Source organism: Delftia sp. (genome assembly GCF_059499305.1).
This window is the reverse complement of record NZ_JCABYI010000022.1, coordinates 1-25171: the sequence shown is the minus strand read 5'-3', so window position 1 is coordinate 25171 and position 25171 is coordinate 1. Positions and strand designations below refer to the sequence as shown.

The window sequence follows — 25171 nt, the reverse complement described above, 5'->3', positions numbered from 1 at the left end:
GCCGGGGCTTTGGCAATCGCTTACCCTGGGCGGCCTGTCTCCGGCACCTGCCTGTCCTGCCCATGTCTTGTTCGCCTTCTCCATCCTCTTCCTTGCCTGCCGCTGACCGCTTCCATGTCCGCGCACTGACCGCCGCCGACCTGCCCGGTCTGCTGGACATCCAGCGGGCCTGCTATGGCGAGGACTATGCCGAGAGCGGCGAGGTCTTTGCGCGGCGCCTGGCCGGCACGGCCCATTGCTCGCTGGCACTGGAGCAGGGCGGCCGGGTGCGCGCCTATCTCGCGGCCTACCGCAGCCTCATGGCCAAGATCACGCCGCTGCACGGTGACTTCGAGGCCGTCGAGCAGGCCGACACACTGTACCTGCACGACATGGCCGTGCACCCCGAGGCCGCAGGCCAGGGCCTGGCCCGTGCGCTGCTGGCGCCGCTGTGGGAGCGGGCGCGCGCCGAGGGCCTGCGCCACACGGCCCTGGTGTCGGTGCAGGGCTCGCGCGGCTACTGGGAGCGCCATGGCTATGCCGTGCAGGCGTTGACCGACCCGCTGCAGCAGCAGCGCCTGGTGAGCTACGGCGACGGTGCGCTGTACATGGCCCGGCCGCTGTAGGGCGGTGCTACGGGGCGCTACAGGGCGCTACAGGGCGCCGTGTCGCGTGGTGGTCTGCAAGGCGCGGTGATGGGGTTTTTGGCCGGGGACGGGCCGGCCGCCTCTGGTCATAATGCGCGCCATGCCCGATCGCTGGAAACCCAATGTCACTGTGGCGGCCATCATTGAGCGCGATGGCCGTTTTCTGCTGGTGGAAGAAGACACGGCCGATGGCGTGCGCTACAACACCCCCGCCGGCCATCTCGACCCTGCCGAGTCGCCCATCACCGCCTGTGTGCGCGAGGTCGATGAGGAGACGGCGCACGACTTCGTGCCCACGGCCCTGGTCGGCGTCTACCTGAACCGCTTCGTGCGCACGCGCACCGGCTCCGACATCACCTATCTGCGCTTTGCCTTCACGGGCGAGCTGGGTGACTTCCGGGCCAGCCAGCCGCTGGACGACGGCATCATCCGCACGGTCTGGATGACGCTGGACGAACTCAAGGCCTGCACCGCCCAGCACCGCAGTCCGCTGGTGATGCAAAGCATAGAGGACTACCTGGCCGGCCGCCGCTACCCGCTGGAGCTGATCCACACCGATCCCAGCGTGCTGCAGGCTCCGCAGCCCCACTGAGTCACCAAGGCACCGAGCACCATGCCGGCCCTGTCTGTCACACAACGCCACGCTCCCGCGTCTTGATGGCATGCAGACCTCCTCCGCCACCGACGATCCCCTGGCCCTGTTCGAGCGCCACCGCCCGCGCCTGTTCGGCCTGGCCTACCGCATGCTCGGCCAGCGCGCCGATGCCGAAGACCTGGTCCAGGAGGCCTGGCTGCGCTGGCATGGCGCCGAGCGCGCCGGCATAGAGCAGCCCGAGGCCTGGCTGGTCTCCGTGACCACGCGCCTGGCCATAGACCGGCTGCGCCGCCTGCGCGCCGAGCGCGAGCACTACCAGGGCTTCTGGCTGCCCGAGCCCCTGGTCCAGCCCTGGGCCGAGGAGTCCGCCCCCTCGGCCGAAGACCTGCTGGAGCGTGCCCACGACGTGTCCACGGCGCTGATGTTCGTGCTCGAGCAGCTCACGCCCGACGAGCGCGCCGCCTTTTTGCTGCGCGAGGTCTTCGATGCCGACTATGCCGAGGTCGCCCAGGCCCTGGGCCGCAGCGAGGCTGCCTGCCGCCAGCTCGTGCACCGCGCCCGCAGCCATGTGCAGGCCGGCCGCCCGCGCTTTGCGGCGCCGCCCGAGGCCCATGCCGCGCTGCTGCAGCGCTTTGCGCAGGCCGTGCAGGGTGGGGACTTTGCGCAGATCCAGGCGCTGTTCGCGCCCGATGCCGAACTCATCAGCGACGGCGGCGGCAAGGTGCCCTCGTTCGGCCGCGTGCTGGAGACCGGCCGGCGCCTGGCCCTGCTGTACTTCGCCACCACGCGCCGCATGCGGCGCAACGGCCAGCGCCAGACCCTGCACCTGGCGCGCGTCAACGGCTTGCCGGGCCTGCTGCGCTGCATCGACGGCGAGCTGGAATCCGTGCAGACGCTGCTGGTCGAAGACGGCCTGATCCGCCGCATCTACACGCTGCGCAATCCCGACAAGCTGTCCGGCGTGCCAGTGCCGCCGCAGGCGCTGCCGTAGTCAGACGAGTTGCAGGTCGCGGGGCGTCGCGCCTTCGAAGACACGCTGCAGCTGGGCGGGGCTCAGTCCATACATGCGCTGGAACAGGCCGCCCAGTACGGCGCGGTACTCGTTGAGCACGGGATGGTCGCGGTTCTGGAACAGGTTTTTCTGGTTGACCTCGACCTGCTCTCCCACGATGCGACCGCCCGCGCGCACGGACAGCCCGCCGCCCAGCAGCCAGTAGGTCGTGCCGTGGCCGTGGTCCGTGCCCTTGTTGCCGTTCTCGCGGAAGGTGCGGCCGAATTCGCTGATCACCACCACCACCGTATGGCGCCAGGCCTCGGGACCTATCTCCTGGGCAAAACCGGCCAGGCCCCGGCCCAGCTCGTCCAGCCGTCCGGCCAGCGCGCCTGTGGCGCCGCCCTGGGCCACATGCGTGTCCCAGCCGCCCACATCCACAAAGCCCAGGTCGAAGCGATCGCGCATCAGGGCCGCCATGCGCTGCGCCACCAGCGCAAAGCCCCGCGCGCTGATGGCGTCGCGCCCGGCCTGGTCCATCTCTTCCTGCACGCTGCGCTGCACTGCATCGCGCACGGCAAAGCCCTCCTGCACGGCCGTGGCCAGGGCAGTGCCTGCGTACATGGCGGCAATGGCCTGGCTGCGTCTATCGTCCAGCCCGCCCTTGCCCACGGACGCCAGGGCCATGTTGGCGGACGGCAGGCTGCCACGCAGCAGCAGTGGCAACTGGGGCGTGAACGACATGGGCGACACCGGGCCCCGCCCGTCCTGCCCCAGCACCTGGGCCAGCCGGTTCAGAAAGCCCGACTGGTAGCTGCGGCGCCCGTCCAGGCCCTGGCCCAGTTCGATGGAGTCCTGTGTCTCGAAATGGCTGCGCGACAGGTCGTGCGTGCCTGCAAAGGGCACGAAGCAGGCCTGGCCGGCCTGGAACAGCGGATGGATGCTGTCCTCCAGCATCGGGTGCAGGCCCCAGCGGCCATCCAGCGCCAGCGCGCCGCCGGCCTCGCCGGGACGGGGGATGGCAATGCTGGGACGGGCCTCGTAGTAGAAGTCGCTGTGCGTGGGCACCAGCAGACTGTTGCAGTCATAGGCACCGCGCAGAAACACCAGCAGCAGGCGCGGCGTGGCTGGCTGGAGGGCGGCCGCCTGCAGCCGGCCCAGGTGGGCGGCAAAGGGCAGGGCCGATGCCATGGTCAGGAAGTGGCGTCGCTGCATGGAAAGTCTCCGGGGTTCAGCGGAACATCATCTCGGGTGCGGACAGGAAGTAGGTATTCCAGTCCGCCGGATTGCGGGCCTGGGCCAGTGCCGCCTGCGTGGCCTGGCTCCACTGGGGCAGGCGCTGGCGCACGCTGGCCCGTTCCGACAGCATGGGGTAGGGCGGCTTCTCCAGCGCCTCCTTGGGGTCGGCGCGAAACAGCACGGCGCTGCGCGTGGCGATCTGGCGCGCCACCTCGAAGCGTGCCGCCATCTGGCCCGAACTGGCCCAGTCGGACTGCATCTGCGGATAGCCGTCCGGCGTCTCATGCGCGTAGAGGTTCTGGCCCAGCCGGTTGATCCAGCCCAGCACGGGCGCCACGTCGGCCGCCACGCGCTGGTCCACCGACAGCCGCGTGGCGGCCAGCACGTAGTGCAGCGGATCGCGGAACTTGCGGCCAAAGCGCGCGGCCTCCGGATCGGTCAGCAGCGCCGCCACGGTGGCTGCGATGTCGCCCCGGCTGCGCGTGAAGGCCTGTGCCGTGCGCTGCACCAGGGCCGGCGGCGGATCGTCGGCAATGAAGAACACAGCCAGCTTGTGCGCGATGAACTGCGCCGTGGCCGGCGCGGCGACGATGCGGTCCAGCGCCTCCTGGACCTCGGCCATGCCGCGCGCGTGCAGGGGCTGGCCCAGGAAGGTCTTGGCTCCGTAGTCGTGCCGGTTGGGATTGAACTCGAAGAATCCCGAGCGCAGGTAGTCGCCCTGGCGCCCGCCGCGCATGCGCGGCGGCGGCGTGCCGGCCGGCTGCAGATTGATGCCCACGCCTGTCAGGATGCGCGCCATCTCCTGCACGTCGGCCTGGGTGTAGCCGCTGCCCACGCCCATGGTGTGCAGCTCCAGCAGCTCGCGCGCGTAGTTTTCGTTGATGCGGCCCGCCGCATTGCTGGCGTTGTCCAGGTAGCGCAGCATGGCCGGGTGGCGCAGCGAGGCCTCCAGCAGGCTGCGGAAACTGCCCAGCGCATGCGGGCGTATGGCCTGCTCCTCGTAGTCGCCCACCCAGGCGCGGATATCGGCCTTGCGCAGGCTGACGCTGAAATGGTTCATCCAGAACCAGGTCATCTGCTCTTGCAGCTGTGCCGGCGAGTACAGCGCGCGGATCACGAAGCGCTTCTGGGCATCGCTGCCCAGCTTGTTCAGCGTGCGCTGGTAGGCCTGCTGCCGCGCGGCCTTTTCATCGGCCGATGCGGCTTCCTGCACGGCCTTGCGCTGGTCGCCCAGCTCCAGCAGCACCTGGTCCATGGGGCGCTGGCTGATGCCCAGCCCATCAATGCGCTGCTGCGCCTGCGCAGGCAGCGGCTGAGGCCCCGGCTGCAGTTGCCGGGCCAGCCAGGCCTTGAGGCCCAGGCGCTGCAGCTGCGCATCCTCGCTGTCGGTGGCGCCCCAGGTGACGCGGTCCAGCCATTGCTGGCGCTGCGCGGCGGTGAGCGGTGCCTCGGCCACTCCCTGCAGCGCGGCCGCTGCGGACGACGGCGGGGCCTGCAAGGGCGCACAGCCTGTGGCCAGGACGATGGCGGAGAAAGTGAGAGCGATGGCGAACGGCGAAGTGCGGCGCATGGTGTCTCGGTGGGTAGGGGGCATCCATTGGACGCCAGCATCCTCCACCCATGTGCTTCGCCCTGTAAAGCGCCGGTAGCAAAAAGTAAAAGGCAAAAAAAACGGAGTGCTTCACACTCCGCTTTTTCTGAGGGACCCGGCCTTATTTGCTGGGCCGGCTCGCGCATTCAGCGCACTGTCCGTACAGGGCCATCGAATGGTCCTGGATCACCCAGCCCTTGGCCTTGGCGATCAGGTTCTGGCGCTTTTCGATATCGGGATCGTAGAACTCCTCGACCTTGCCGCAGCTGGTGCAGACAAAGTGGTCGTGGTGCTGGCCTTCATTGAGCTCGTAGACGGCCTTGCCGCTCTCGAAATTGCTGCGGATGAGGATGCCTGCCTGCTCGAACTGCGTGAGCACGCGGTAGACCGTGGCCAGGCCGATGTCCGAACGCTCGTCCAGCAGCACGCGGAACACGTCTTCGGCCGTCATGTGGCGTTGCGCACCCGTCTGGAAGATCTCCAGGATCTTCAGGCGGGGCAGCGTGGCCTTCAGGCCGGTACTCTTGAGTTCGTCGATGTTCTTCATGTCTGGGTCTTTGGCAGAGACTGCCCGCTGGGCTGCCACCACGGCAGGTGCGGGACGGCGAACAAAATGGCCCTGGTGCCAGGGGCGTCGCATGATCGCAAGCCCCGGGGACCAGCCGCTACAATGATCCACGATCATATCCCTATGCTGATACCAATGCATGTTCAAGCCCGTTGCCGCGCCAGTGCGGCCCTGATGCTGTTGATCGGGGTGGCGCTGGCAGGCTGCAGCAGCCTCGATGGCGCCGCGCACCGAGTCGCCAATGTCGTCACTCCCTACAAGGTCGAGGTCGTCCAAGGCAACTTCGTCTCCCGCGAACAGGTCGAGGCCCTGCAGCCCGGCATGAGCCGCCAGCAGGTGCGTGACATCCTCGGCACGCCGCTGGTCACCAGCGTATTCCACGCCGACCGCTGGGAATATGTGTTCACCATCAAGCGTCCCGGCGTCGATTCCCAGGTGCGCAAGCTGACCGTCTTCTTCAACGGCGACCTGTTCGCCCGCTCCGAAGGCGACGAGATGCCCACCGAGGCCGAATTCGTCGCCAGCCTGGGCTCCAAGAAGAAGCTGGGCAAGATTCCTCAGCTGGAAGCCAGCGAGGAGCAACTGTCCAAGTTCCCCGCTGCCAAGCCGGTCGAAGAGCCCGTGGCCGCCGAGCCGCCGCCCGCGGCGGCCAGCTATCCGCCACTGGAGCCCGGCGCCCGCTGATATCGCCGCCCGCGCGCCGCAAGGCATGCGGGCGTTTTTCCGTGGATGGCGGCTGCCGCGGTGCCTGCCGTGCGCCCGGGCAGTCCACTTTCCACGCATTGAGCCTTTGCATCTCTTTCCCGACATGAACGCCACGACCGCCACTTCCTCCAGCAACAACCAGCGCCTGCGCGTGGCCGTGGCCGGCGCCTCCGGCCGCATGGGCCGCATGCTGATCGAGGCCATCGCGCAAAGCGATGACCTTGCGCTGACCGCCGCGCTGGACCGTCCCGACAGCCCTGCGCTGGGCACCGATCCCTCGGCCTTCCTGGGCCTGGCCAGCGGCATCGTCATCGAAAGCGATGTGCGCGCCGCGCTGTCCAAGGCCGACTGCCTGATCGACTTCACGCGCCCCGAGGGCACGTTGGAGCACCTGGCCATCTGCGCCGAACTGGGCGTCAGGCTGGTCATCGGCACCACGGGCTTCAGCGACGAGCAAAAGGCGCGCATCGCCGAGTACGCCCAGCGCACGGCCGTGGTGCTGTCGCCCAACATGAGCGTGGGCGTGAACGTGACCTTCAAGCTGCTGGAGATGGCGGCCAAGGCCCTGTCCAGCGGCTACGACATCGAGATCGTCGAGGCCCACCACCGCCACAAGGTGGATGCGCCTTCGGGCACCGCCCTCAAGATGGGCGAGGTCATCGCCGAAGCCCAGGGCACGAAGCTGGCCGACCGCGCCGTCTACGAGCGCTTCGGCCACACCGGTGCGCGCGAGGACAACACCATCGGCTTTGCCACCGTGCGCGGTGGCGACATCATCGGCGACCACACGGTGCTGTTTGCGGGCACGGGCGAGCGCATCGAGATCTCGCACAAGTCCAGCAGCCGTGCCGGCTATGCCCAGGGCAGCCTGCGTGCCGCGCGCTTCCTGGCGGACAAGACCAGCGGCCAGTACGACATGTACGCCGTATTGGGCCTGTGACGAGGCTCGCAGCACGGGCAAGGTAAGACCATGAGCGGTCCACTCTGGCTCTGGTGGCAGCAAGGCGATGCCGTCGCGCGCGGCACGGCGCTGCTGCTGCTGGCGCTGTCGGTGGCCAGCTGGGTGGTCATCGTCTGGAAGGTCTGGTTCATGGCCGCCAGCCGGCGCCGCGTTCCCCAGGCCATTGCGGCCTTCTGGAGCGCGCCGGACCTGGCCTCGGGCCAGGCCCGCATGGGCGAGGGGGATCGCCAGCAACTGGTGGCACCCATGGCCGAGGCCGTGACACAGGCGCTGGCACCCATGGGCAGCGGCCTGGCGCTTGCGGGACGCGCGGCGCATTCCGTCCGCCTGACGCGGGAGCTTCGCCAGGCGCTGCAATCGGCCAGCCACCAGCTGCAATGGGGCCAGACCCTGTTGGCCACGGTGGGCGCCACGGCACCTTTTGTCGGCCTGCTGGGCACCGTCTGGGGCATTCACCACGCGCTGGCCACGCTGGCGGGCAGCGGGCAGATCGGCATCGAACAACTGGCCGGCCCGGTGGGCGAGGCCCTGGTGATGACGGCGGCCGGACTGGCCGTGGCCCTGCCGGCCGTGCTGGCCTACAACCTGCTGGGCCGGGCTGCGGCCCAGATGGAGGCCCTGCTGGAAGGCTTTGCCCATGACCTGCAGGCCATGTTCGGCACCCAGCCGGCCGAGCAGGCGCAGCACGATGACGGCATGGCCGTCGCCGGCCTGCCGGCCGGCCCCATGGAAGCGCCCTGACGGGGCGGCTCGCCAGGAGCGCACATGGCCTTTGGACGACTGAGCGGCAAGGAAAGCTCCTCCCAGCCCATGCACGCCATCAACGTCACCCCGCTGGTGGATGTGATGCTGGTGCTCGTCGTCATCTTCATCCTCGCGGCACCCATGCTGGCCGCCTCGCTGCGCGTGCAATTGCCCCAGGCCCAGGGCACCCAGCCCATGGCCGCCGCGGGCGAGGACGATGCGCTGCTGCTGGAGGTCGATGCGAAGGGCGCGCTCTGGATGCAGGGCCAGCCCGCCACGGCGGATGCGCTGCGTGAGCGCCTCGCTCAGCTCGGCGCGCGCAACCCCCAGGCAGAACTGCAACTGCGTGCCGACCAGGCCGTGCCCTATGGCCGCGTGGCCGAACTCATGGGCTGGGCCCACGCGGCAGGGCTGACGCGCATAGGCTTCGTGGCCGAGCCGGCGCGAAACCAGGATGGAAAACCCGCAGCCGTCCTGGGTCCCACCGGCGCCGGGCGCTGAAGCGATCAGGCGCTCAAGCGCTCAAGCGCCGCCGGGCCTGCGCCCGCGAACCTAGTCCTGTCCTTCGGGCCAGCGCTCGTTGCCCGCCAGCCGCAGATGCTGGCCATGGTCCGAGGAGCGCTGGTACAGACTGAGCCCGAACAGCGGCAGCATGCCGATCAGGTGATCGAAGATCGCGCCCTGTATGGCCTCGTACTCCACCCAGACCGTGGTGCTGGTGTAGCAAAACAGCTCCAGCGGCACCCCCATGGGAGAAGGCTCCATGGTGCGCACCAGCAGGAACATGTTCGGTGTCTTGTGGATGTGCGGATGGCGCAGCAGGTAGGCGTATGCATAGGCCTTGAACGCGGCCAGATTGCTCAGATGCTGCGCTGCCATCTCGCTGCCCGCCGGCGCATCGGCCATGCGCAGGCCGCCATCACTGCTCCAATAGTCCTTGAGGGGCTCGAGCAATGACAATTTCTGCCGCTGCTCTGCCGTCAGCAGGCGGATGGTGTGGGCGTCTATGTGCAGCGAGCGGCGGATGCGGCGCCCGCCCGACTCGAACATGCCGCGCCAGTTCTTGTAGCTGTCGCTCATCAGCCGCCAGGTCGGAATGGTGGTGATGGTCTTGTCCCAGTTCTGCACCTTGACCGTGTGCAGCGCGATGTCGATCACGAAGCCGTCGGCGCCGACCTGGGGCATCTCGATCCAGTCGCCCACGCGCAGCATGTCGTTGGAGCCCAGCTGCACGCCGGCCACGAAGGACATGATGGTGTCCTTGAAGATCAGCATCAGCACGGCCGAGGCCGCGCCCAGGCCGGACAGCAGCAGCAGCGGCGAGCGGTCCACCAGGGTGGCGACGATGAGCACGATGGCGATCAGGAACACCAGCAGCTTGCCCAGCTGCACATAGCTCTTGATCGAGTGCGCCTGCGTGGCCTTGCGCTCTTCCTTGAGGTCGTGCGCCTCGTTCATGGCATTGAGCAGGGCGCTGATCACGCGGGCCACGTGGTAGATGGTGCAGGCGATGGCCAGATTCAGGATCAGGGTGGCCCACTGCGGCTGCAGCTGCGGTATGGCCTGCACGCCGGACTGCATGACCAGCGAAGGCACGGCCTTGGCCAGCCGCTGCAGCACGCTGTCGTGCAGCAGCACCTGGGCCCACTCCATCTCCACCAGCGTGCTGCGCATGCGTGGCAGCACGCGCAACAGCAGCCATTGCACGACAAAACCCGCGGAGCGGGCCAGCAGCACCAGCGCGCACAGCGCAGCCAGGGCCTGCATGACGGGATCCCAGCCGGAAATCAAAGACCAGTTCAGCAAGAGAAAACTCCAGGGCGCGGAAAAACCTGCCGCGCGATGGCGGCATGCCCGGGATGTCCGTATCCGTTCCTGCGCAAGTCCGGGCTGGCGATGGCGGAACGTCTGCGGCGCACTGCCACAGAGGGTGCCAAGCATACGCAGCGCGGCTTTTCCCCGCGCGGCGGCCGGGCAACCGGGTGCCGATGGCGCAGTACCGCCTGCGGGCTTGTGGGCTGCTTGCGGCACCGGCGGGCCGGGGCCCTAAAATCGTCGGTTGATTCCGGCCATCCGGCTCGTCCGGCCACCTTGTCCGGCCCTTGGGGCCGCAGCACCATGCAAGAGAAATACAACCACATCGACGTTGAGCGCGCAGCGCAAGACCACTGGTCCGCCCGCGACGCCTACCGCGTGACCGAAGACCAGGCCAAGCCCAAGTTCTACGCCTGCTCCATGCTGCCCTACCCCAGCGGCAAGTTGCACATGGGCCATGTGCGCAACTACACCATCAACGACATGCTGGCGCGCCAGCTGCGCATGAAGGGCTACAACGTCCTCATGCCCATGGGCTGGGATGCCTTCGGCCTGCCGGCCGAGAACGCGGCGCTCAAGAACAAGGTGCCGCCTGCGCAGTGGACCTACGACAACATCGCCTACATGAAAAAGCAGATGCAGGCGATGGGTCTGGCCATCGACTGGAGCCGCGAAGTGGCCACCTGCGATCCCGACTACTACAAGTGGAACCAGTGGCTGTTCCTGCAGATGCTGGAAAAGGGCATTGCCTACCGCAAGACCCAGGTCGTGAACTGGGACCCGGTGGACCAGACCGTGCTGGCCAACGAGCAGGTCATCGACGGCCGCGGCTGGCGCACGGGCGCGCCGGTCGAAAAGCGCGAAATCCCCGGCTACTACCTGAAGATCACCGACTACGCCCAGGAGCTGCTGGACCATGTCCAGGTGGGTGGCGACAAGGCCACGCTGACCGGCTGGCCTGAAAAAGTCCGCCTGATGCAGGAAAACTGGATCGGCAAGAGCTCCGGCGTGCGCTTCGCCTTCACCCACGACATCCGTGGCGCCGACGGCCAGCCCATCCAGGACGGCCGCCTGTACGTGTTCACCACGCGTGCCGACACCATCATGGGCGTGACCTTCTGCGCCGTGGCGCCCGAGCACCCGCTGGCCCAGCATGCCGCGGCATCGCAGCCCAAGCTCGCGGCCTTCATCGAAGAATGCAAGAAGGGCGGCACCACCGAGGCCGAACTCGCGCTCAAGGAAAAGGAAGGCCTGCCCACGGGCCTGTTCGTCACCCATCCGCTGACGGGGGCCCAGGTCGAGGTCTGGGTCGGCAACTACGTGCTCATGAGCTACGGCGACGGCGCCGTCATGGGCGTGCCCGCGCATGACGAGCGCGACTTCGCCTTTGCGAAGAAGTACGGCATCGCCATCCGCCAGGTCATCGCGGTCGAGGGCGAGACCTTCAGCACCGAGGCATGGGCCGACTGGTACGGCGACAAGCAGCGCGCTGTCTGCATCGAATCCGGCGAACTCGACGGCCTGCCCCATGGGGCTGCCGTGGACAAGGTGGCCGAACTGCTGGCCGCCAAGGGCCTTGGCGAGAAGAAAACCACCTGGCGCCTGCGCGACTGGGGCGTCAGCCGCCAGCGCTACTGGGGCACGCCGATTCCCATCATCCACTGCGAGGACTGCGGCGCCCAGCCCGTGCCTGCCAAGGACCTGCCCGTGGTCCTGCCCCAGGACCTGGTGCCCGATGGCTCGGGCAACCCCCTGGTCAAGAGCGAAGCCTTCCACGCCGGCGTGGTCTGCCCCTGCTGCGGCAAGAGCGCGCGCCGCGAGACCGACACCATGGACACCTTCGTGGACTCGTCCTGGTACTTCATGCGCTATTGCGACGCCAGGAACAGCGAGCAGATGGTGGGCAAGGGCACGGACTACTGGATGCGGGACCAGCATGCCGCCACCGGCGGCAGCGGCATGGACCAGTACATCGGCGGCATCGAGCACGCCATCCTGCACCTGCTGTACGCGCGCTTCTGGACCAAGGTCATGCGCGACCTGGGCCTGGTCAAGGTCGATGAGCCCTTCACCAAGCTGCTGACCCAGGGCATGGTGCTCAACCACATCTACAGCCGCCGCACGGCCAAGGGTGCCAAGGAGTACTTCTGGCCCAAGGATGTCGAGCATGTGTTCGACGAGACCGGCAAGATCGTGGGCGCCAGGCTCAAGGCCGAGGTGGACAGCGCCGACGGCCTGCTGCCCGTGGGCACGGATATCGACTACGAGGGCGTGGGCACCATGTCCAAGTCCAAGAACAACGGCATCGATCCGCAGGAGCTGATCGAGAAGTACGGCGCCGACACCGCGCGCCTGTACACCATGTTCACCGCGCCGCCCGAGCTGACGCTGGAGTGGAACGATGCCGCCGTCGAAGGCAGCTACCGCTTCCTGCGCCGCGTCTACAACTTCGGCGCCAAACTGTCGCAGATGGACATGGCCGGCGCCGTGCAGAGCGTGGCCGGCGCCAAGTCGCTGGACGACGTGGCATTCGGCAAGGCCGCCAAGGCCCTGCGCCTGGAGATCCACACCGTGCTCAAGCAGGTGGAGTACGACTACCAGCGCATGCAGTACAACACCGTGGTTTCGGGCGCCATGAAGATGATCAACGCGCTGGAGGACTTCAAGTCCCACGACGACGCGGGCGCCCAGGTGGCGCTGATCGAAGGCTTCGGCATCCTGCTGCGCGTGCTCTACCCGGCAACGCCCCACCTGGCCCATGTGCTGTGGAGCGAACTGGGCTACGCCGCCCACCTGGGCGATGTGCTGGACGCGCCCTGGCCCCAGGTCGATCTCCTGGCCCTGGTGCAGGACGAGATCTCTCTGGTGCTGCAGGTCAATGGCAAGCTGCGCGGGGCCATCCTCGTGTCCTCGACGGCCGACAAGGCCGAGATCGAGCGCATTGCCCTGGCCAACGAGGAATGCCAGAAGTTCACCAATGGCGCGGCGCCCAAGAAGGTGATCGTGGTGCCGGGCCGCCTGGTCAACGTCGTGGTCTAGGCCATGGCATGCCCCCTGAGGCGCTGCGCGCCTTCCCCCTCTCGCTTCGCGGGGGGGACGACACCCTCGCTGCGGGGCGGCCCTTGCTCGGTGTCCCTCGCTTTGGGCGCGACCGTTGCAAGGGCTGTGAGTGGCGCAAGCGCCTTGGAGAACTGATATGCAAAAACGTACCCTGCTCACCGCCCTGGCCCTGGCTCCGCTGCTGGGGGCCTGCGGCTTTCGCCTGCGGGGGGTGCCGACCTTCGTGTTCCGCTCGCTCTACATCCAGGCGGGCCGGGGCTCTCCGGTGGCGCGGGAGCTGTCGCGCAACCTGGCCAGTGCCAGCGACAAGCTGACCGTGCTGCGCGATCCGGCATCGCCCGACGATGCGGATGCGATCTTCCAGATCATCAGCGAGCGGCAGGAGCGGGTCATCGTCGGCATGAACGCGCTGGGCCAGGTGCGCGAGTTGCAGCTGCGCCTGCGCGTGCGCTTCAAGCTGCGCACGCCCAATGGAGACGAGCCGATCCCCGAGACCGAGATCCTGCAGCAGCGCGACGTGACGTACAACGAAACCAATGCGCTGTCCAAGGAGGCCGAGGAGGCCATGCTCTACAAGGACATGCGTACCGACATCGTCCAGCAGTTGCTGCGCCGCCTGTCGGCCGTCAAGAGCCTGACCTGAGCCCCATGCAGCTTGCCCTGAACCAGCTCGGCGGCCATCTGGCCAAGGGATTGCGCTCGCTCTACGTGCTGCACGGCGACGAGCCGCTGCAGCAGCAGGAGGCTGCCGACGCCATCCGTGCCGCCGCGCGCGCCGCGGGCTACACCGAGCGCAGCAGCTACACCGTGGCCGGCGCCCATTTCGACTGGAGCGCCGTGCTGGCGGCGGGTGGCTCGCTGTCGCTGTTTGCCGATCGGCAGATCATCGAGATCCGCATTCCCTCGGGCAAGCCCGGCAAGGACGGCGGCGCCGCGCTGCAGCAGATCGCCGAGGCGGCGCGCGGCAATGACAGCACGCTCACCCTGGTCATGCTGCCGCGCCTGGACAAGGCCACCAGGACCGGCGCCTGGTTCAGCGCGCTGGAAGCCCAGGGCATGACGCTGCAGATCGATCCCATAGAGCGCGGCCAGCTGCCGGCCTGGATTGCCCAGCGCCTGGCAGCCCAGGGCCAGCGCGTGGCACCCGGCGAGGAAGGCCAGCGCACGCTGCAGTTCTTTGCCGACCGCGTCGAGGGCAACCTGCTGGCCGCACACCAGGAGATCCAGAAACTGGCCCTGCTGCACCCCGCCGGCGAGCTGAGCCAGGCGCAGGTGGAGCAGGCAGTGCTCAATGTGGCGCGCTACGACGTGTTCAAGCTGTCCGAGGCCGTGCTGTCCGGCCAGTTGGCGCGCGTCTCGCGCATGCTCGACGGCCTGCAGGCCGAGGGCACGGCCGAGGTGCTGGTGCATTGGACCCTGGCCGAGGACATCCGCTCCATCTGCCGCGTCAAGGAAGCCATGGCCGCAGGTCAGCCCCTGCCCATGGCCCTGCGCGCCCAGCGCGTCTGGGGCGTCAAGGAGCGTTTGTTCGAGCGCCTGCTGCCGCGCATCACCGACGTCCAGGCCGCGCGCCTGCTGCAATCGGCCCACGCGGTGGACGGCATCGTCAAGGGCCTGGCCTTCGAGGGCTGGCCCCGCGACGGCTGGCAGGCCCTGCGCCGCCTGGCCATGGACCTGGCCCAGGCCGGCGCCAAAGGCTGACGTACCGTTCCTAGCGCGTCTTTTCCAGCTGCGCCTGGGCCTTGGTGGCCCAGGTCTCCAGGTTGTCCAGCAGGTCCTTCTGGCTGAAGGAGCAGCTTTCCTCGCTGAACAGCGCGCTGGACTCCAATCGGTCCAGCAGATTGAGCAGCACTTCGCCGTAGCGCGGCGGCAGGGCCTGCAGCAACTCCGAGGAAGCCCTGGCCTGCTGCCCGAGCACGGCGGCCGGCAGCTGCTGCTGTGCCAGTTGGGCGAAGCCCGCGCGCAACTGTGCGAGCTGCTGGGCGGCGAGAAGAGTGTCGTGGCTGGTGGACATGGCGGGAAAACCTCTGCGTACTGGGCAGCAGTGTAGGGTGGCCGCGACATCCTGCCGGCCGCCGGAACGCGGGGTTTGCCCTCTAGTGGCCCTGCGAGGACGCATCCCAGCCGCATGTTGGCGCGGGGCATGCCCGCTCTCGGTGCGCAAATGGGCGCAACTCGGCGAGAATCTCGGAATGAACGCGCTCAATATCGTCGAATACACCCACAACCTGGGCGTTCAGGCCAAAGTGGCCTCCGCCCAGATGGCCCGAGCCTCGGCTGCCGTCAAAAGCCGCGCCCTGCTGGCGCTGGCGCGCCTGCTGCGGGAGAACGTGGAGCCGTTGCAGACCGACAACGCCCGTGACCTCGACCGCGCCGTGGCCAACGGCCTGTCCGCTCCCATGGTGGACCGCCTGCGCCTGACGCCCAAGGTGCTGGAAACCTGTGCCCAGGGATGTGAGCAGCTGGCCTCCATGGCCGATGTGATCGGCGAGATCATCGGCATGAAGCAAATGCCCAGCGGCATCCGCGTAGGCCAGATGCGTGTGCCGATCGGCGTGTTCGGCATGATCTACGAAAGCCGCCCCAACGTGACCATCGAGGCGGCCAGCCTCAGCATCAAGAGCGGCAACGCCTGCATCCTGCGCGGCGGCTCCGAGGCCATCGACTCCAACAAGGCGCTGGCTGCCCTCGTCGCCAGGGCGCTGGCCGAAGCCGGCCTGCCCGAGCACGGCGTGCAGCTGGTGCAGACCACGGACCGCGAGGCCGTGGGCCAGCTCATCGCCATGCCCGACTACGTGGACGTCATCATCCCGCGCGGCGGCAAGGGCCTGATCGAGCGCATCAGCCGCGAGGCCAAGGTGCCCGTCATCAAGCACCTGGACGGCAATTGCCACACCTATGTCGATGATCCCTGCGACATCGCCATGGCCGTCAAGGTGGCCGACAACGCCAAGACCAACAAGTACAGCCCCTGCAATGCCAGTGAAAGCCTGCTGGTGGCGCGCGGCGTGGCCGCCGAATTCCTGCCGAAGATCGGCGCCATCTACGCCGCCAAGGGCGTGGAGATGCGCGGCTGCCCCGAATCGCTGGCCATCCTGAAGTCTGTGGCCGGCGCTCAACTGGCCGAGGCCACCGAGCAGGACTGGAGCGAGGAATACCTGGCGCCCATCATCAGCGTCAAGATCGTGTCCGGCGTGGACGAGGCCATCGCCCACATCAACCGCTACTCCAGCCACCACACGGACGCCATCCTGACGCGCGACCATATGCACGCCCAGCGCTTTCTGCGCGAAGTGGACTCGGCCAGCGTCATGGTCAATGCCAGCACGCGCTTTGCCGATGGCTTCGAGTACGGCCTGGGCGCGGAAATCGGCATCAGCACCGACAAGTTCCATGCGCGCGGTCCTGTGGGCATCGAAGGTCTGACCTCGCTCAAATACGTGGTGCTGGGTGAAGGCGAAGTCCGCACCTGACCGAGCCGTGCTGCGCGCCGGAATGCCCCGCGCCGGCACCGCAGCACTGCAATGAATCCATGAAAATCATCATTCTTGGCGCCGGCCGTGTGGGCTACAGCGTGGCAGAAAGCCTGGTGTCCGAACGCAACGACATCACGGTGATCGACACCGACGCACGGCGCCTGCGCGAGCTGGAGTCGCGCTTCGACCTGCGTGGCGTCGTGGGCAGCGGCATCGATCCCCATGTGCTGGCCGAGGCCGGTGCCAAGGACACGGACCTGCTGATCGCCTGCGCCGCGCTCGACGAAACCAACCTTGTGTGCTGCAAGCTGGCCCAGGTCCTGTTCGAGATTCCCACACGCATCGCGCGCGTGCGCTCCTCGGGCTTTGGCGAGGACGAGGCGCTGCTGGGCAAGGAAGGCTTTGGCGTCGACCGCATCATCTGCCCCGAGGAATCGCTGACCAACTACATCAGCAAGCTCATCGAGTTTCCCGAAGCCATGCAGGTGCGTGCCTTCGCGGGCGGGCGGGCCGCACTGGCCTCGGTGCGCGCGCGCGACGGCGCCCCCGCCGTCGGCAAGCACATCGGCGAGCTGCGCGACTGCATGCCCGAGCTGGCCATGCGCATCGTGGCCATCTACCGGCGTTTCCTGGACGAGCCCGACCGCTTCGTCCGCTGCGACGGCAACACGCGCATCGAGCCCGGCGACGAGGTCTTCATCCTGGCCGCGCGCGAGCATGTGGCCGAGGTGCTGCGTGCCATCCACCAGCCTGCCGGCCGGCCTTCGCGCCCGGTCTACCGCATCATGGTCGCCGGCGGTGACCAGGTCAGCCAGCGCCTGGCGCTGCAGCTGTCGCGCGTGCCGGGCCGCTTCCACATCAAGATCATCGAGCCCGACGAGCAGCGCTGCCAGGACCTGGCCTCGCTGCTGCCGGCCGAGGTGCTGGTGCTGCACGGCGATGCCACCGACGAGGACCTGCTGGCCGATGAAAGCGTGGAGGACGTGGACCTGTTCCTGGCCCTGACCGACGACGATGAGAACAACATCATGGCCAGCCTGCTGGGCAAACGCATGGGCGCGCGGCGCGTGCTGTCGCTGATCACGCGGCGTGCCTACGCCGACCTGATGCACGGCACGCAGATCGACATTGCGCTGTCGCCGGCCCAGGCCATGCTTGGCGAACTGCTGGCCTATGTGCGCCGCGGCGACGTGCAGGCCGTGCACAGCCTGCGCCGGGGCGTGGCCGAGGCGCTGGAGATCGTGGCGCGCGGCGACCGCAAAAGCTCGCGCGTGGTCGGCCGCAAGGTCGAGGACCTGCGCGTGCCCGAGGATGCCCACATCGGCCTCATCGTGCGCGGCATACCCGAAGGCGTGCCGGCCGACGAAATCGCGGCCGGTGCCGAGCCCGAGGTCATCATCCCGCGCAGCACCACCGTGATCGAGAGCGGCGACCACGTGATCTTCTTCCTGCCCCACAAGCGGCTGGTACGGGACGTGGAGAACCTGTTTCGCGTCAGCGCCACCTTCTTCTGAGCCGACACCATGCGCGACCTGTTACCCGTCCTGCGCGTGCTTGGCATGCTCATGGTCATGTTTGCGCTGTCCATGCTGCTGCCCTTTGCAGTGTCCTGGTTCACTGACGACGGCATCTGGCGCATCTACCCCTGGGCCATCGGCATCACGGCGGCTGCGGGGCTGTCGCTGTGGATAGGCCTGGACCACTTCCGGCGCGAGCTGCAGCCGCGCCACGGCGTCATCCTCGTCACCCTGGTCTGGGTGGTTTTGCCGCTGTGCGCCATGCTCCCTCTGGTGCTGGGCATGGGCCATGTGGGGCTGAGCATCAGCTTCACCCATGCCTATTTCGAGGCCGTCTCGGGCCTGACGACCACCGGCGCCACCGTGCTCACGGGGCTGGATGCGCTGCCCGTGTCCATCAATGTCTGGCGCACCTTCCTGCAATGGTTGGGCGGCATGGGCATCCTGATCCTGGCCGTGGCCATCCTGCCCCTGCTGGGCGTGGGGGGCGCCCAGCTGTTCCGTGCCGAAGCCGCTGGCCCCATCAAGGACACCAAGCTGACGCCGCGCGTGACCGAGACCGCCAAGGGCCTGTGGGGCGTGTACGGCGTGTTCTCGCTGGCCTGTCTGCTGGCCTTCTGGGCGGCAGGCATGTCGCCGCTGGATGCGCTGATGCACATGTTCGCCACCGTCAGCCTCGGTGGCCTGTCCTCGCATGACGCCAGCTTTGCGTATTTCGACTCGCCGTTGATCGAACTGACTGCCCTGGTCTTCATGCTGCTGGCCAGCTGCAACTTCGCGCTGTACTTCGTGGCCATGCGCAAGGGCCGCTGGGACGGCTTCTGGCGCGATCCGGAAATGCGCGCCACGCTGGCCGTGCTGCTGGGAGGCGGGCTGATCGTGGCGCTGCTGCTATGGGCCAAGGGCGTGTACGGGCCCGTGGAGGCCCTGCGCTACGGTCTCTTCCATGTGGTCTCGGTGGCCACGACGACCGGCTTCACCACGGTGGACTACCTGACCTGGCCCGTCTTTGCGCCCGTGCTCATGCTGCTGATGTCGGGTGTGGCCACCAGTGCGGGCTCCACGGGCGGCGGCATCAAGATGGTGCGCATGCTCATCCTGCTCAAGCAGGCGCGGCGTGAACTCACGCGGCTCGCGCATCCGCGCGCCTTGCAGCCCGTGCGGCTGGGCACCGGCGTGGTGGACAACCGCATGATCTTCTCGGTGCTGGCCTTCATGCTGGTCTATGGCGCCACCGTGATCACACTCAGCATGGTGCTGCTGCTCACCGACCTGGACCCGGTGACCGCCTTCTCCGCCGTGCTGGCCAGCGTGCACTGCATGGGGCCGGGCCTGGGCGCGGTGGGCCCGTCCTCCAACTATGCTGTGCTCACCGAATTCCAGACCTGGGTCTGCACCCTGGCCATGCTGCTGGGACGCCTGGAAATCCTCAGCTTCATGGCCTTGCTTTCGCCGGCTTTCTGGCGCCGCTGACGCTGCAAAGACTGGGGAAAACACCTAGACCATGGTCCAATCTCTACAATTGCCCCCCACCGTCGTACCCAGAGGGTCTTTATGGTTCCACATCTCATCACGGCCCTGACCGGCCCGATCAACGAGCTTGAGCAGCGCATCCTCGACTCCATGCCGGCGATCGAGCGCTGGTTCCGGCTCGAATGGATGGAACACACGCCGCCTTTCTATTGCTCGGTGGACATCCGCAACGCCGGTTTCAAGCTCGCACCCGTGGACACCAACCTCTTCCCCGGGGGCTGGAACAACCTGACCGACGAAATGCTGCCGCTGGCCGTACAGGCGGCCATGGCGGCGATCGAGAAGATCTGCCCCGAAGCGCGCAATCTGCTCATCATTCCCGAGAACCACACGCGCAACACGCACTACTTGGCCAACGTGGTGCAGCTCAAGCGCATCTTCAACATGGCCGGTCTGAACGTGCGCATCGGCTCCATCAGCCCCGATGTGAAGAAGACCACCACCGTCACCCTGCCGCATGGCGACACGGTGACGCTGGAGCCGGTGATCCGCAGCAAGCGCCGCATCGGTCTCAAGGATTTCGATCCCTGCACCATCTTGCTCAACAACGACCTGTCGTCCGGCGTCCCGGGCATCGTCGAGGAGCTGTACGAGCAATACCTGCTGCCGCCCCTGCATGCAGGCTGGAGCGTGCGCCGCAAGAGCCGCCATTTCCAGAGCTATGAGGAAGTGGCCAAGCGCTTCGGCAAGCTGCTGGGCATCGATCCCTGGCTGATCAACCCGCTGTTCGGGCGCAGCGAAGGCATCGACTTCGCCAATGGCGTGGGCATGGAAGGCCTGGCCGAACAGGTCGATGTGCTGCTGGCCAAGGTGCGCCGCAAGTACAAGGAGTACGGCATCAAGGAAAAGCCGTTTGCCATCGTCAAGGCCGACAACGGCACCTATGGCATGGGCGTGATGACCGTGCGCGATGCCAAGGAGCTGGCCGAGCTGCCGCGCAAGAGCCGCAACAAGATGGGCATGATCAAGGACGGCCAGACCGTGCACGACGTGATCATCCAGGAAGGCGTGCTCACCCAGGAGCGCATGAACAACGCCGTGGCCGAGCCCGTGGTCTACATGATGGACCGCTACGTGGTCGGCGGCTTCTACCGCATGCACCCCGAGCGCGATGTGGACGAAAACCTCAACGCGCCCGGAGCCGGCTTCGTGCCGCTGGCCTTCCAGCACAGCACCCAGCTGCCCCAGATCGGCGCGCGCCCGGGTGCCAGCATGCCCAACCGCTTCTACATGTATGGCGTGGTGGCCCGGGTCGCCATGCTGGCGGCCAGCTATGAGCTGGAGGCGACCAACCCCAACGCGGAAATCTACGACTGATCGGGGTGCTGTCCGATGCGCTCGTCATCAGGACAGCGGACAATGCCGGCATTTCAATTGACTGAAGCCATCTCCCCACGGGATGGCGCATAGACCTGTGCAGAAAACCAAATCTTCGTTGGCCGCGCTCACCCTGGGCGCCATCGGCGTGGTCTATGGCGATATCGGCACCAGCGTGCTGTATTCGGTCAAGGAGGTCTTCGGCTCCGGCCATGTGCCGTTCACCCAGGAGAACATCTACGGCGTCCTGTCGCTGCTGTTCTGGACCCTGACGGTCATCGTCTCGCTCAAGTACGTGGTCCTGGTGCTGCGTGCCGACAACAACGGCGAAGGCGGCCTGGTCGCCATGCTGGCCCTGGCCTCGCAGACCGTCAAGGACAAGCCCCGCCTGCGCAACGTGCTGCTGCTCATCGGCATCTTCGGCACTTCGCTGTTCTATGGTGATGGCGTGATCACGCCGGCCATCTCCGTGCTCTCGGCCGTCGAAGGCCTGGAAGTGGTCTCTCCGCACTTCACCAAGGCCGTGATCCCGCTCACCCTGGTGATCCTCTTCCTGCTTTTCTGGTTCCAGAAGCACGGCACGGCGGGGATCGGTCGGTTTTTCGGCCCCATCACCCTGGTCTGGTTTGCCACCATCGCAGCGCTGGGCGTGCACCAGATCGCGGGCCATCCCGAAATCCTGGCGGCCATCAGCCCGCACTTCGCGGTGCGCTTCATCTGGGACAACCCCGGCACCAGCTTCATCATCCTGGGCGCCGTCGTGCTGTGCGTGACCGGGGCGGAGGCGCTCTATGCCGACCTGGGCCACTTCGGCAAGAAGCCCATCCGCCTGGCCTGGTTCTCCGTGGCCATGCCTGCCCTCACGCTCAATTACTTCGGCCAGGGTGCGCTGCTGCTGGCCAACCCGGCCGCCGTCAAGAATCCCTTCTACATGATGGCCCCGGCCTGGGCGCTGCTGCCCCTGGTGCTGATGGCCACCATGGCCACGGTCATCGCTTCGCAGGCCCTGATCACGGGCGCCTTCAGCGTCACGCGCCAGGTCATACAGCTGGGCTATCTGCCGCGCCTGGAAGTGCGCCACACCAGCGTGCGCGAGACCGGCCAGATCTACATGCCCCTGGTCAACTGGAGCCTGTTCGTGGCGATTGCGCTGGCCGTGGTGCTGTTCCGCTCCAGCGGCAACCTGGCGGCCGCCTACGGCATTGCGGTCACGCTGGACATGCTGATCACCACCACGCTGACCTTCTTCGTGATCCGCTACCGCTGGAACTACCCGCTGGCCCTGTGCATCGCGGCCACCGGATTCTTTTTCCTGGTGGACCTGGCCTTCTTCTCGTCCAACCTGCTCAAGCTGTTCGACGGCGGCTGGTTCCCGCTGCTGATCGGCGGCACGGTGTTCTCGCTGATGATGACCTGGCGCAAGGGCCGCGAGCTGCTGCACGAAAAGCTGCAGGCCGATGCCATCGACCTCAAGAGCTTCCTCGAATCGGTCTGGCGCCATCCGCCGGCGCGCGTGACGGGCACGGCCGTCTTCCTGTCCGGCGAACCGGGCACCGTACCCAACGCCCTGCTGCACAACCTCAAGCACAACAAGGTGCTGCACAACCAGAACATCTTCGTCACGGTGCGCAACCATGAAATTCCCTGGGTGGGCCTGGACAAGCGCACCGAGATCGAGGCGCTGGGCAGCGACTGCTGGCAGGTCATCATCAACTACGGCTTCAAGAACGAACCGGACGTGCCGGCGGCACTGTCCCTGCTGCGTCCCCGGGGTTGCCAGCTCGACGCCATGGAGACCAGCTACTTCCTGTCGCGCGATGTCATCATCCCGCGCATCAGCCACCGCATGGCGCCCTGGCGCGAAAAGCTGTTCGCCCAGATGCACCGCAACGCCAGCCGTGTCTCCGACTTCCTGCACCTGCCCAGCAACTCCGTGGTGGAGCTGGGCTCCAAGATCGAGCTGTAGGCGTCGCCAGCGCATCGCACGGTCGGCGGCTGTGGTGACAGAATCGCGCGATGCGCTTTTTCCGTGACTTGAGTCCCTCTGCCTTCGCAGCCGGCTTCGTGGCCGTGCTCGTGGGCTTCACCAGCTCGGTGGCCCTGGTCTTTCAGGCCGCCCAGGCCTTCCATGCCACGCCCGAGCAGATCACGTCCTGGATCTGGGCGCTGGGACTGGGCATGGGCCTGTGCTCTCTGCTGCCCTCGCTGATACTGCGCATGCCGGTCATGGTCGCCTGGTCCACGCCAGGCGCAGCCGTCCTTGCCACGGCAGGGCTTGCCGGGGGCTTTTCCATGGGCGAGGCCGTTGGCGCCTTCATCATCAGCGCGGGGCTGATCATCCTGGTGGGAGCCACAGGCTGGTTCGAGCGCGTCATGAACCGCATCCCCATGGAAATCGCTGCCGCCCTCCTGGCGGGCGTACTGGCCAACTTCGGCATGCAGGCCTTTGCCGCCGCCAGGGATGCGCTGCCCCTGGTGCTGGTCATGCTGCTGACCTATCTGCTGTCGCGCCGCCTGGCACCGCGCTATGCGGTCATCGCCACGCTGGTGGCCTCCATCGCCTGGGTGGCGCTCAACGGGCAAATGCAATGGTCCGCCGTGCATGCAGGCCTTGCCTGGCCAGTCTTCACCATGCCGCAGTTCTCGGTGCCCGCCCTGGTGAGCCTGGCCTTGCCCCTGTTCGTCGTCACCATGGCCTCGCAGAACCTGCCCGGCGTGGCCGTCATCCGTGCCACCGGCTACGACCTGCCCATCTCCCGCATCATCAGCATGACGGGCATCGCCACCCTGGTGCTGGCCCCCTTCGGTGGCTACGCGCTCAACCTCAGTGCCATCACCGCTGCCATCTGCATGGGCCCCGAGGCCCATGAGGACAAATCCCGCCGCTACACGGCGGCGGCGATCTGTGGCCTCTTCTATATAGTCATCGGCATCTTCGGCGCCGTGGTCACGGGACTGCTCACCGCCTTCCCCAAGGAACTGGTGGTCTGCATAGCGGGACTGGCCCTGCTGGGCTCCATAGGCAGCGGCCTGGCGACAGCTCTCAAGGGGGAGGAACACAGGGAGGCTGCGTTGATCACCTTTCTGGTGACGCTCAGCGGCGTGGTGATAGCCGGAGTCGGCTCGGCGTTTTGGGGCGTGGTCGCGGGCAGCCTGGCGCTATTTGTGCAACATTACCGACGTGCACGGGCTGACTGATACGCGGCCCAGGCCCGGGCACCCCACTTCCGCCTCCTATACAGGCGAGGCACGGGCCGCCGCCTTCTGCACACAACCCATGCAAATCCTCTTCGTCGCCGATCCGCTCGAATCGTTCCAGACCTACAAGGACACCACCTTCGCCATGATGCGCGAGGCGCAGCGGCGCGGCCACTCCATCGTGGCCTGCGAACCCAGGCAGCTTTCCTGGCAGCGCGGCGGCAAGGTCGTCGCCCAGGTGCGGCACATCCAGCTCACGGGAGATGCCCGGCAGTGGTTTGAAATCTCCAAGGAAGGCCTGGAGGAGCTGGCGGGCTTCGACGCCATCCTCATGCGCAAGGACCCGCCCTTCGATTCCGAATACTTCTACTCCACGCACCTGCTGGAACAGGCCGAGCGCGAAGGCGCAAAGGTCTTCAACAAGCCCAGGGCGTTGCGAGACCATCCGGAAAAGCTGGCCATCCTCGAATTCCCGCAATTCATCGGCCCGACCCTGGTCACGCGCAGCGCGCAGGACATCCGCGCCTTCCATGAAGAGCATCAGGACATCATCCTCAAGCCGCTGGACGGCATGGGCGGCATGGGCATCTTCCGCGTGGGCGCCGACGGCCGCAACCTGGGCAGCATCATCGAAACCCTGAACCAGGGCGGTGCCAGCAGCGTCATGGTGCAGAAATTCCTGCCCGAGATCACCGAGGGCGACAAGCGTGTGCTCGTCATCGGCGGCAAACCTGTTCCCTATTGCCTGGCACGCATTCCCCAGGGCAACGAAGTGCGCGGCAACCTGGCAGCGGGCGGCAAGGGCGTGGCCCAGCCTCTGAGCCAGCACGACAAGGCCATGGCCGAAGAGATCGGTCCCCTCCTCATGGAGCGTGGACTGCTGCTGGCCGGTGTCGATGTCATCGGCCAGTGCATCACCGAGATCAATGTGACCAGCCCCACCTGCTTCCAGGAGATCCATGACCAGACCGGCTGCGACGTGGCCAGCCTCTTCATCGACGCTCTGGAACAGGCCTTGGCGGCGGCTTGAAAAAACTTGGCGGATGACGCCAGTCATCCGCCAAGTTTTGGTGCTAGAATTGCGCCCCTGCACTCGATGACACGCAAATGTCTGAAAAGTGAAGCTTCCAGAGTTTTGCAAGACCGTTAAAAAACGTGCTACAATGCAAGGCTCTGCTGAAGAGAGCGATGCAGATCGCTGGTGTTGAAAAAATCGAAGAAATTTGATTGCAACG

Annotated in this window: 22 protein-coding genes; 17 read left to right on the top strand and 5 right to left on the bottom strand. The window is 67.0% G+C overall.

The window, feature by feature from the left end:
- The first annotated feature begins 62 nt into the window (after positions 1 to 62).
- From AC5I49_RS12735 to sigJ, 3 genes are all read left to right on the top strand, one after another.
- Positions 63 to 605 (top strand): GNAT family N-acetyltransferase, encoded by a 543-nt coding sequence (locus AC5I49_RS12735; RefSeq protein ID WP_026062867.1) that lies wholly within the window; start codon positions 63 to 65, stop codon positions 603 to 605.
- Positions 606 to 717: 112 nt separating this feature from the next.
- Positions 718 to 1218, top strand: a complete 501-nt coding sequence (locus AC5I49_RS12730) for an NUDIX hydrolase (RefSeq protein ID WP_495789457.1) — start codon at positions 718 to 720, stop codon at positions 1216 to 1218.
- Between the two features lie 70 nt (positions 1219 to 1288).
- Positions 1289 to 2212: an RNA polymerase sigma factor SigJ gene (sigJ, locus tag AC5I49_RS12725; RefSeq protein ID WP_016454217.1), complete on the top strand. Its 924-nt coding sequence runs from the start codon at positions 1289 to 1291 to the stop codon at positions 2210 to 2212.
- Here sigJ and AC5I49_RS12720 read toward each other — a convergent pair whose 3' ends face one another.
- The 3 genes from AC5I49_RS12720 to fur all read right to left on the bottom strand — a co-directional run bounded on the left by AC5I49_RS12720 (position 2213) and on the right by fur (position 5589).
- Positions 2213 to 3427: a DUF1501 domain-containing protein gene (locus tag AC5I49_RS12720; RefSeq protein WP_312841529.1), complete on the bottom strand. Its 1215-nt coding sequence runs from the start codon at positions 3425 to 3427 to the stop codon at positions 2213 to 2215.
- 16 nt (positions 3428 to 3443) lie between these two features.
- Positions 3444 to 5021 carry a DUF1800 domain-containing protein gene (locus AC5I49_RS12715; protein ID WP_416820376.1) on the bottom strand — a complete coding sequence of 526 codons (1578 nt, stop codon included), beginning with the start codon at positions 5019 to 5021 and terminating at the stop codon, positions 3444 to 3446.
- A gap of 142 nt (positions 5022 to 5163) precedes the next feature.
- The gene (fur, locus tag AC5I49_RS12710; RefSeq protein ID WP_013804774.1) at positions 5164 to 5589 is read right to left on the bottom strand and encodes a ferric iron uptake transcriptional regulator; all 426 of its coding nucleotides are present in this window, start codon (positions 5587 to 5589) and stop codon (positions 5164 to 5166) included.
- A gap of 156 nt (positions 5590 to 5745) precedes the next feature.
- Here fur and AC5I49_RS12705 point away from each other — a divergent pair, with 156 nt between their 5' ends.
- From AC5I49_RS12705 to AC5I49_RS12690, 4 genes are all read left to right on the top strand, one after another.
- Positions 5746 to 6294: an outer membrane protein assembly factor BamE gene (locus AC5I49_RS12705; protein WP_016447212.1), complete on the top strand. Its 549-nt coding sequence runs from the start codon at positions 5746 to 5748 to the stop codon at positions 6292 to 6294.
- Between the two features lie 124 nt (positions 6295 to 6418).
- The gene (gene dapB, locus AC5I49_RS12700; RefSeq protein WP_016454221.1) at positions 6419 to 7255 is read left to right on the top strand and encodes a 4-hydroxy-tetrahydrodipicolinate reductase; all 837 of its coding nucleotides are present in this window, start codon (positions 6419 to 6421) and stop codon (positions 7253 to 7255) included.
- 30 nt (positions 7256 to 7285) lie between these two features.
- Positions 7286 to 8017 carry a MotA/TolQ/ExbB proton channel family protein gene (locus tag AC5I49_RS12695; protein WP_495789456.1) on the top strand — a complete coding sequence of 244 codons (732 nt, stop codon included), beginning with the start codon at positions 7286 to 7288 and terminating at the stop codon, positions 8015 to 8017.
- 24 nt (positions 8018 to 8041) lie between these two features.
- Positions 8042 to 8521: an ExbD/TolR family protein gene (locus AC5I49_RS12690; protein ID WP_016447209.1), complete on the top strand. Its 480-nt coding sequence runs from the start codon at positions 8042 to 8044 to the stop codon at positions 8519 to 8521.
- A gap of 51 nt (positions 8522 to 8572) precedes the next feature.
- Here AC5I49_RS12690 and AC5I49_RS12685 read toward each other — a convergent pair whose 3' ends face one another.
- On the bottom strand, positions 8573 to 9787 hold the full coding sequence (locus tag AC5I49_RS12685) for a mechanosensitive ion channel family protein (protein WP_016447208.1): 1215 nt from the start codon (positions 9785 to 9787) through the stop codon (positions 8573 to 8575).
- A gap of 351 nt (positions 9788 to 10138) precedes the next feature.
- Here AC5I49_RS12685 and leuS point away from each other — a divergent pair, with 351 nt between their 5' ends.
- The 3 genes from leuS to holA all read left to right on the top strand — a co-directional run bounded on the left by leuS (position 10139) and on the right by holA (position 14596).
- Positions 10139 to 12874, top strand: coding sequence for a leucine--tRNA ligase (gene leuS / locus AC5I49_RS12680; RefSeq protein ID WP_495789455.1), 2736 nt, complete (start codon positions 10139 to 10141; stop codon positions 12872 to 12874).
- Positions 12875 to 13031: 157 nt separating this feature from the next.
- Entirely contained in the window at positions 13032 to 13538 is a 507-nt protein-coding gene (locus tag AC5I49_RS12675; protein WP_016447206.1) for an LPS-assembly lipoprotein LptE, read from the top strand.
- 5 nt (positions 13539 to 13543) lie between these two features.
- Positions 13544 to 14596: a DNA polymerase III subunit delta gene (holA, locus tag AC5I49_RS12670; protein ID WP_495789454.1), complete on the top strand. Its 1053-nt coding sequence runs from the start codon at positions 13544 to 13546 to the stop codon at positions 14594 to 14596.
- Between the two features lie 10 nt (positions 14597 to 14606).
- Here the strand turns inward: holA and AC5I49_RS12665 are convergent, their stop codons facing one another.
- The gene (locus tag AC5I49_RS12665; protein WP_016454224.1) at positions 14607 to 14909 is read right to left on the bottom strand and encodes a hypothetical protein; all 303 of its coding nucleotides are present in this window, start codon (positions 14907 to 14909) and stop codon (positions 14607 to 14609) included.
- A gap of 178 nt (positions 14910 to 15087) precedes the next feature.
- On the opposite strand from AC5I49_RS12665, the gene AC5I49_RS12660 reads away from it, so the two are divergent.
- The 7 genes from AC5I49_RS12660 to gshB all read left to right on the top strand — a co-directional run bounded on the left by AC5I49_RS12660 (position 15088) and on the right by gshB (position 24966).
- Positions 15088 to 16368 carry a glutamate-5-semialdehyde dehydrogenase gene (locus AC5I49_RS12660; protein ID WP_016454225.1) on the top strand — a complete coding sequence of 427 codons (1281 nt, stop codon included), beginning with the start codon at positions 15088 to 15090 and terminating at the stop codon, positions 16366 to 16368.
- A 59-nt stretch (positions 16369 to 16427) separates the two neighbouring features.
- Positions 16428 to 17885 carry a Trk system potassium transporter TrkA gene (gene trkA, locus AC5I49_RS12655; RefSeq protein ID WP_016454226.1) on the top strand — a complete coding sequence of 486 codons (1458 nt, stop codon included), beginning with the start codon at positions 16428 to 16430 and terminating at the stop codon, positions 17883 to 17885.
- Positions 17886 to 17894: 9 nt separating this feature from the next.
- Entirely contained in the window at positions 17895 to 19361 is a 1467-nt protein-coding gene (locus AC5I49_RS12650) for a TrkH family potassium uptake protein (RefSeq protein ID WP_046238748.1), read from the top strand.
- A gap of 81 nt (positions 19362 to 19442) precedes the next feature.
- A complete protein-coding gene (gene gshA, locus AC5I49_RS12645; RefSeq protein ID WP_012207794.1) occupies positions 19443 to 20738 on the top strand; it encodes a glutamate--cysteine ligase in 1296 nt (431 codons plus the stop codon).
- 97 nt (positions 20739 to 20835) lie between these two features.
- A complete protein-coding gene (locus AC5I49_RS12640; RefSeq protein ID WP_026062036.1) occupies positions 20836 to 22704 on the top strand; it encodes a potassium transporter Kup in 1869 nt (622 codons plus the stop codon).
- Between the two features lie 50 nt (positions 22705 to 22754).
- Positions 22755 to 23936, top strand: a complete 1182-nt coding sequence (locus tag AC5I49_RS12635) for a benzoate/H(+) symporter BenE family transporter (RefSeq protein WP_017404050.1) — start codon at positions 22755 to 22757, stop codon at positions 23934 to 23936.
- Positions 23937 to 24015: 79 nt separating this feature from the next.
- Entirely contained in the window at positions 24016 to 24966 is a 951-nt protein-coding gene (gene gshB, locus AC5I49_RS12630) for a glutathione synthase (protein WP_074921134.1), read from the top strand.
- Positions 24967 to 25171 lie beyond the last annotated feature (205 nt).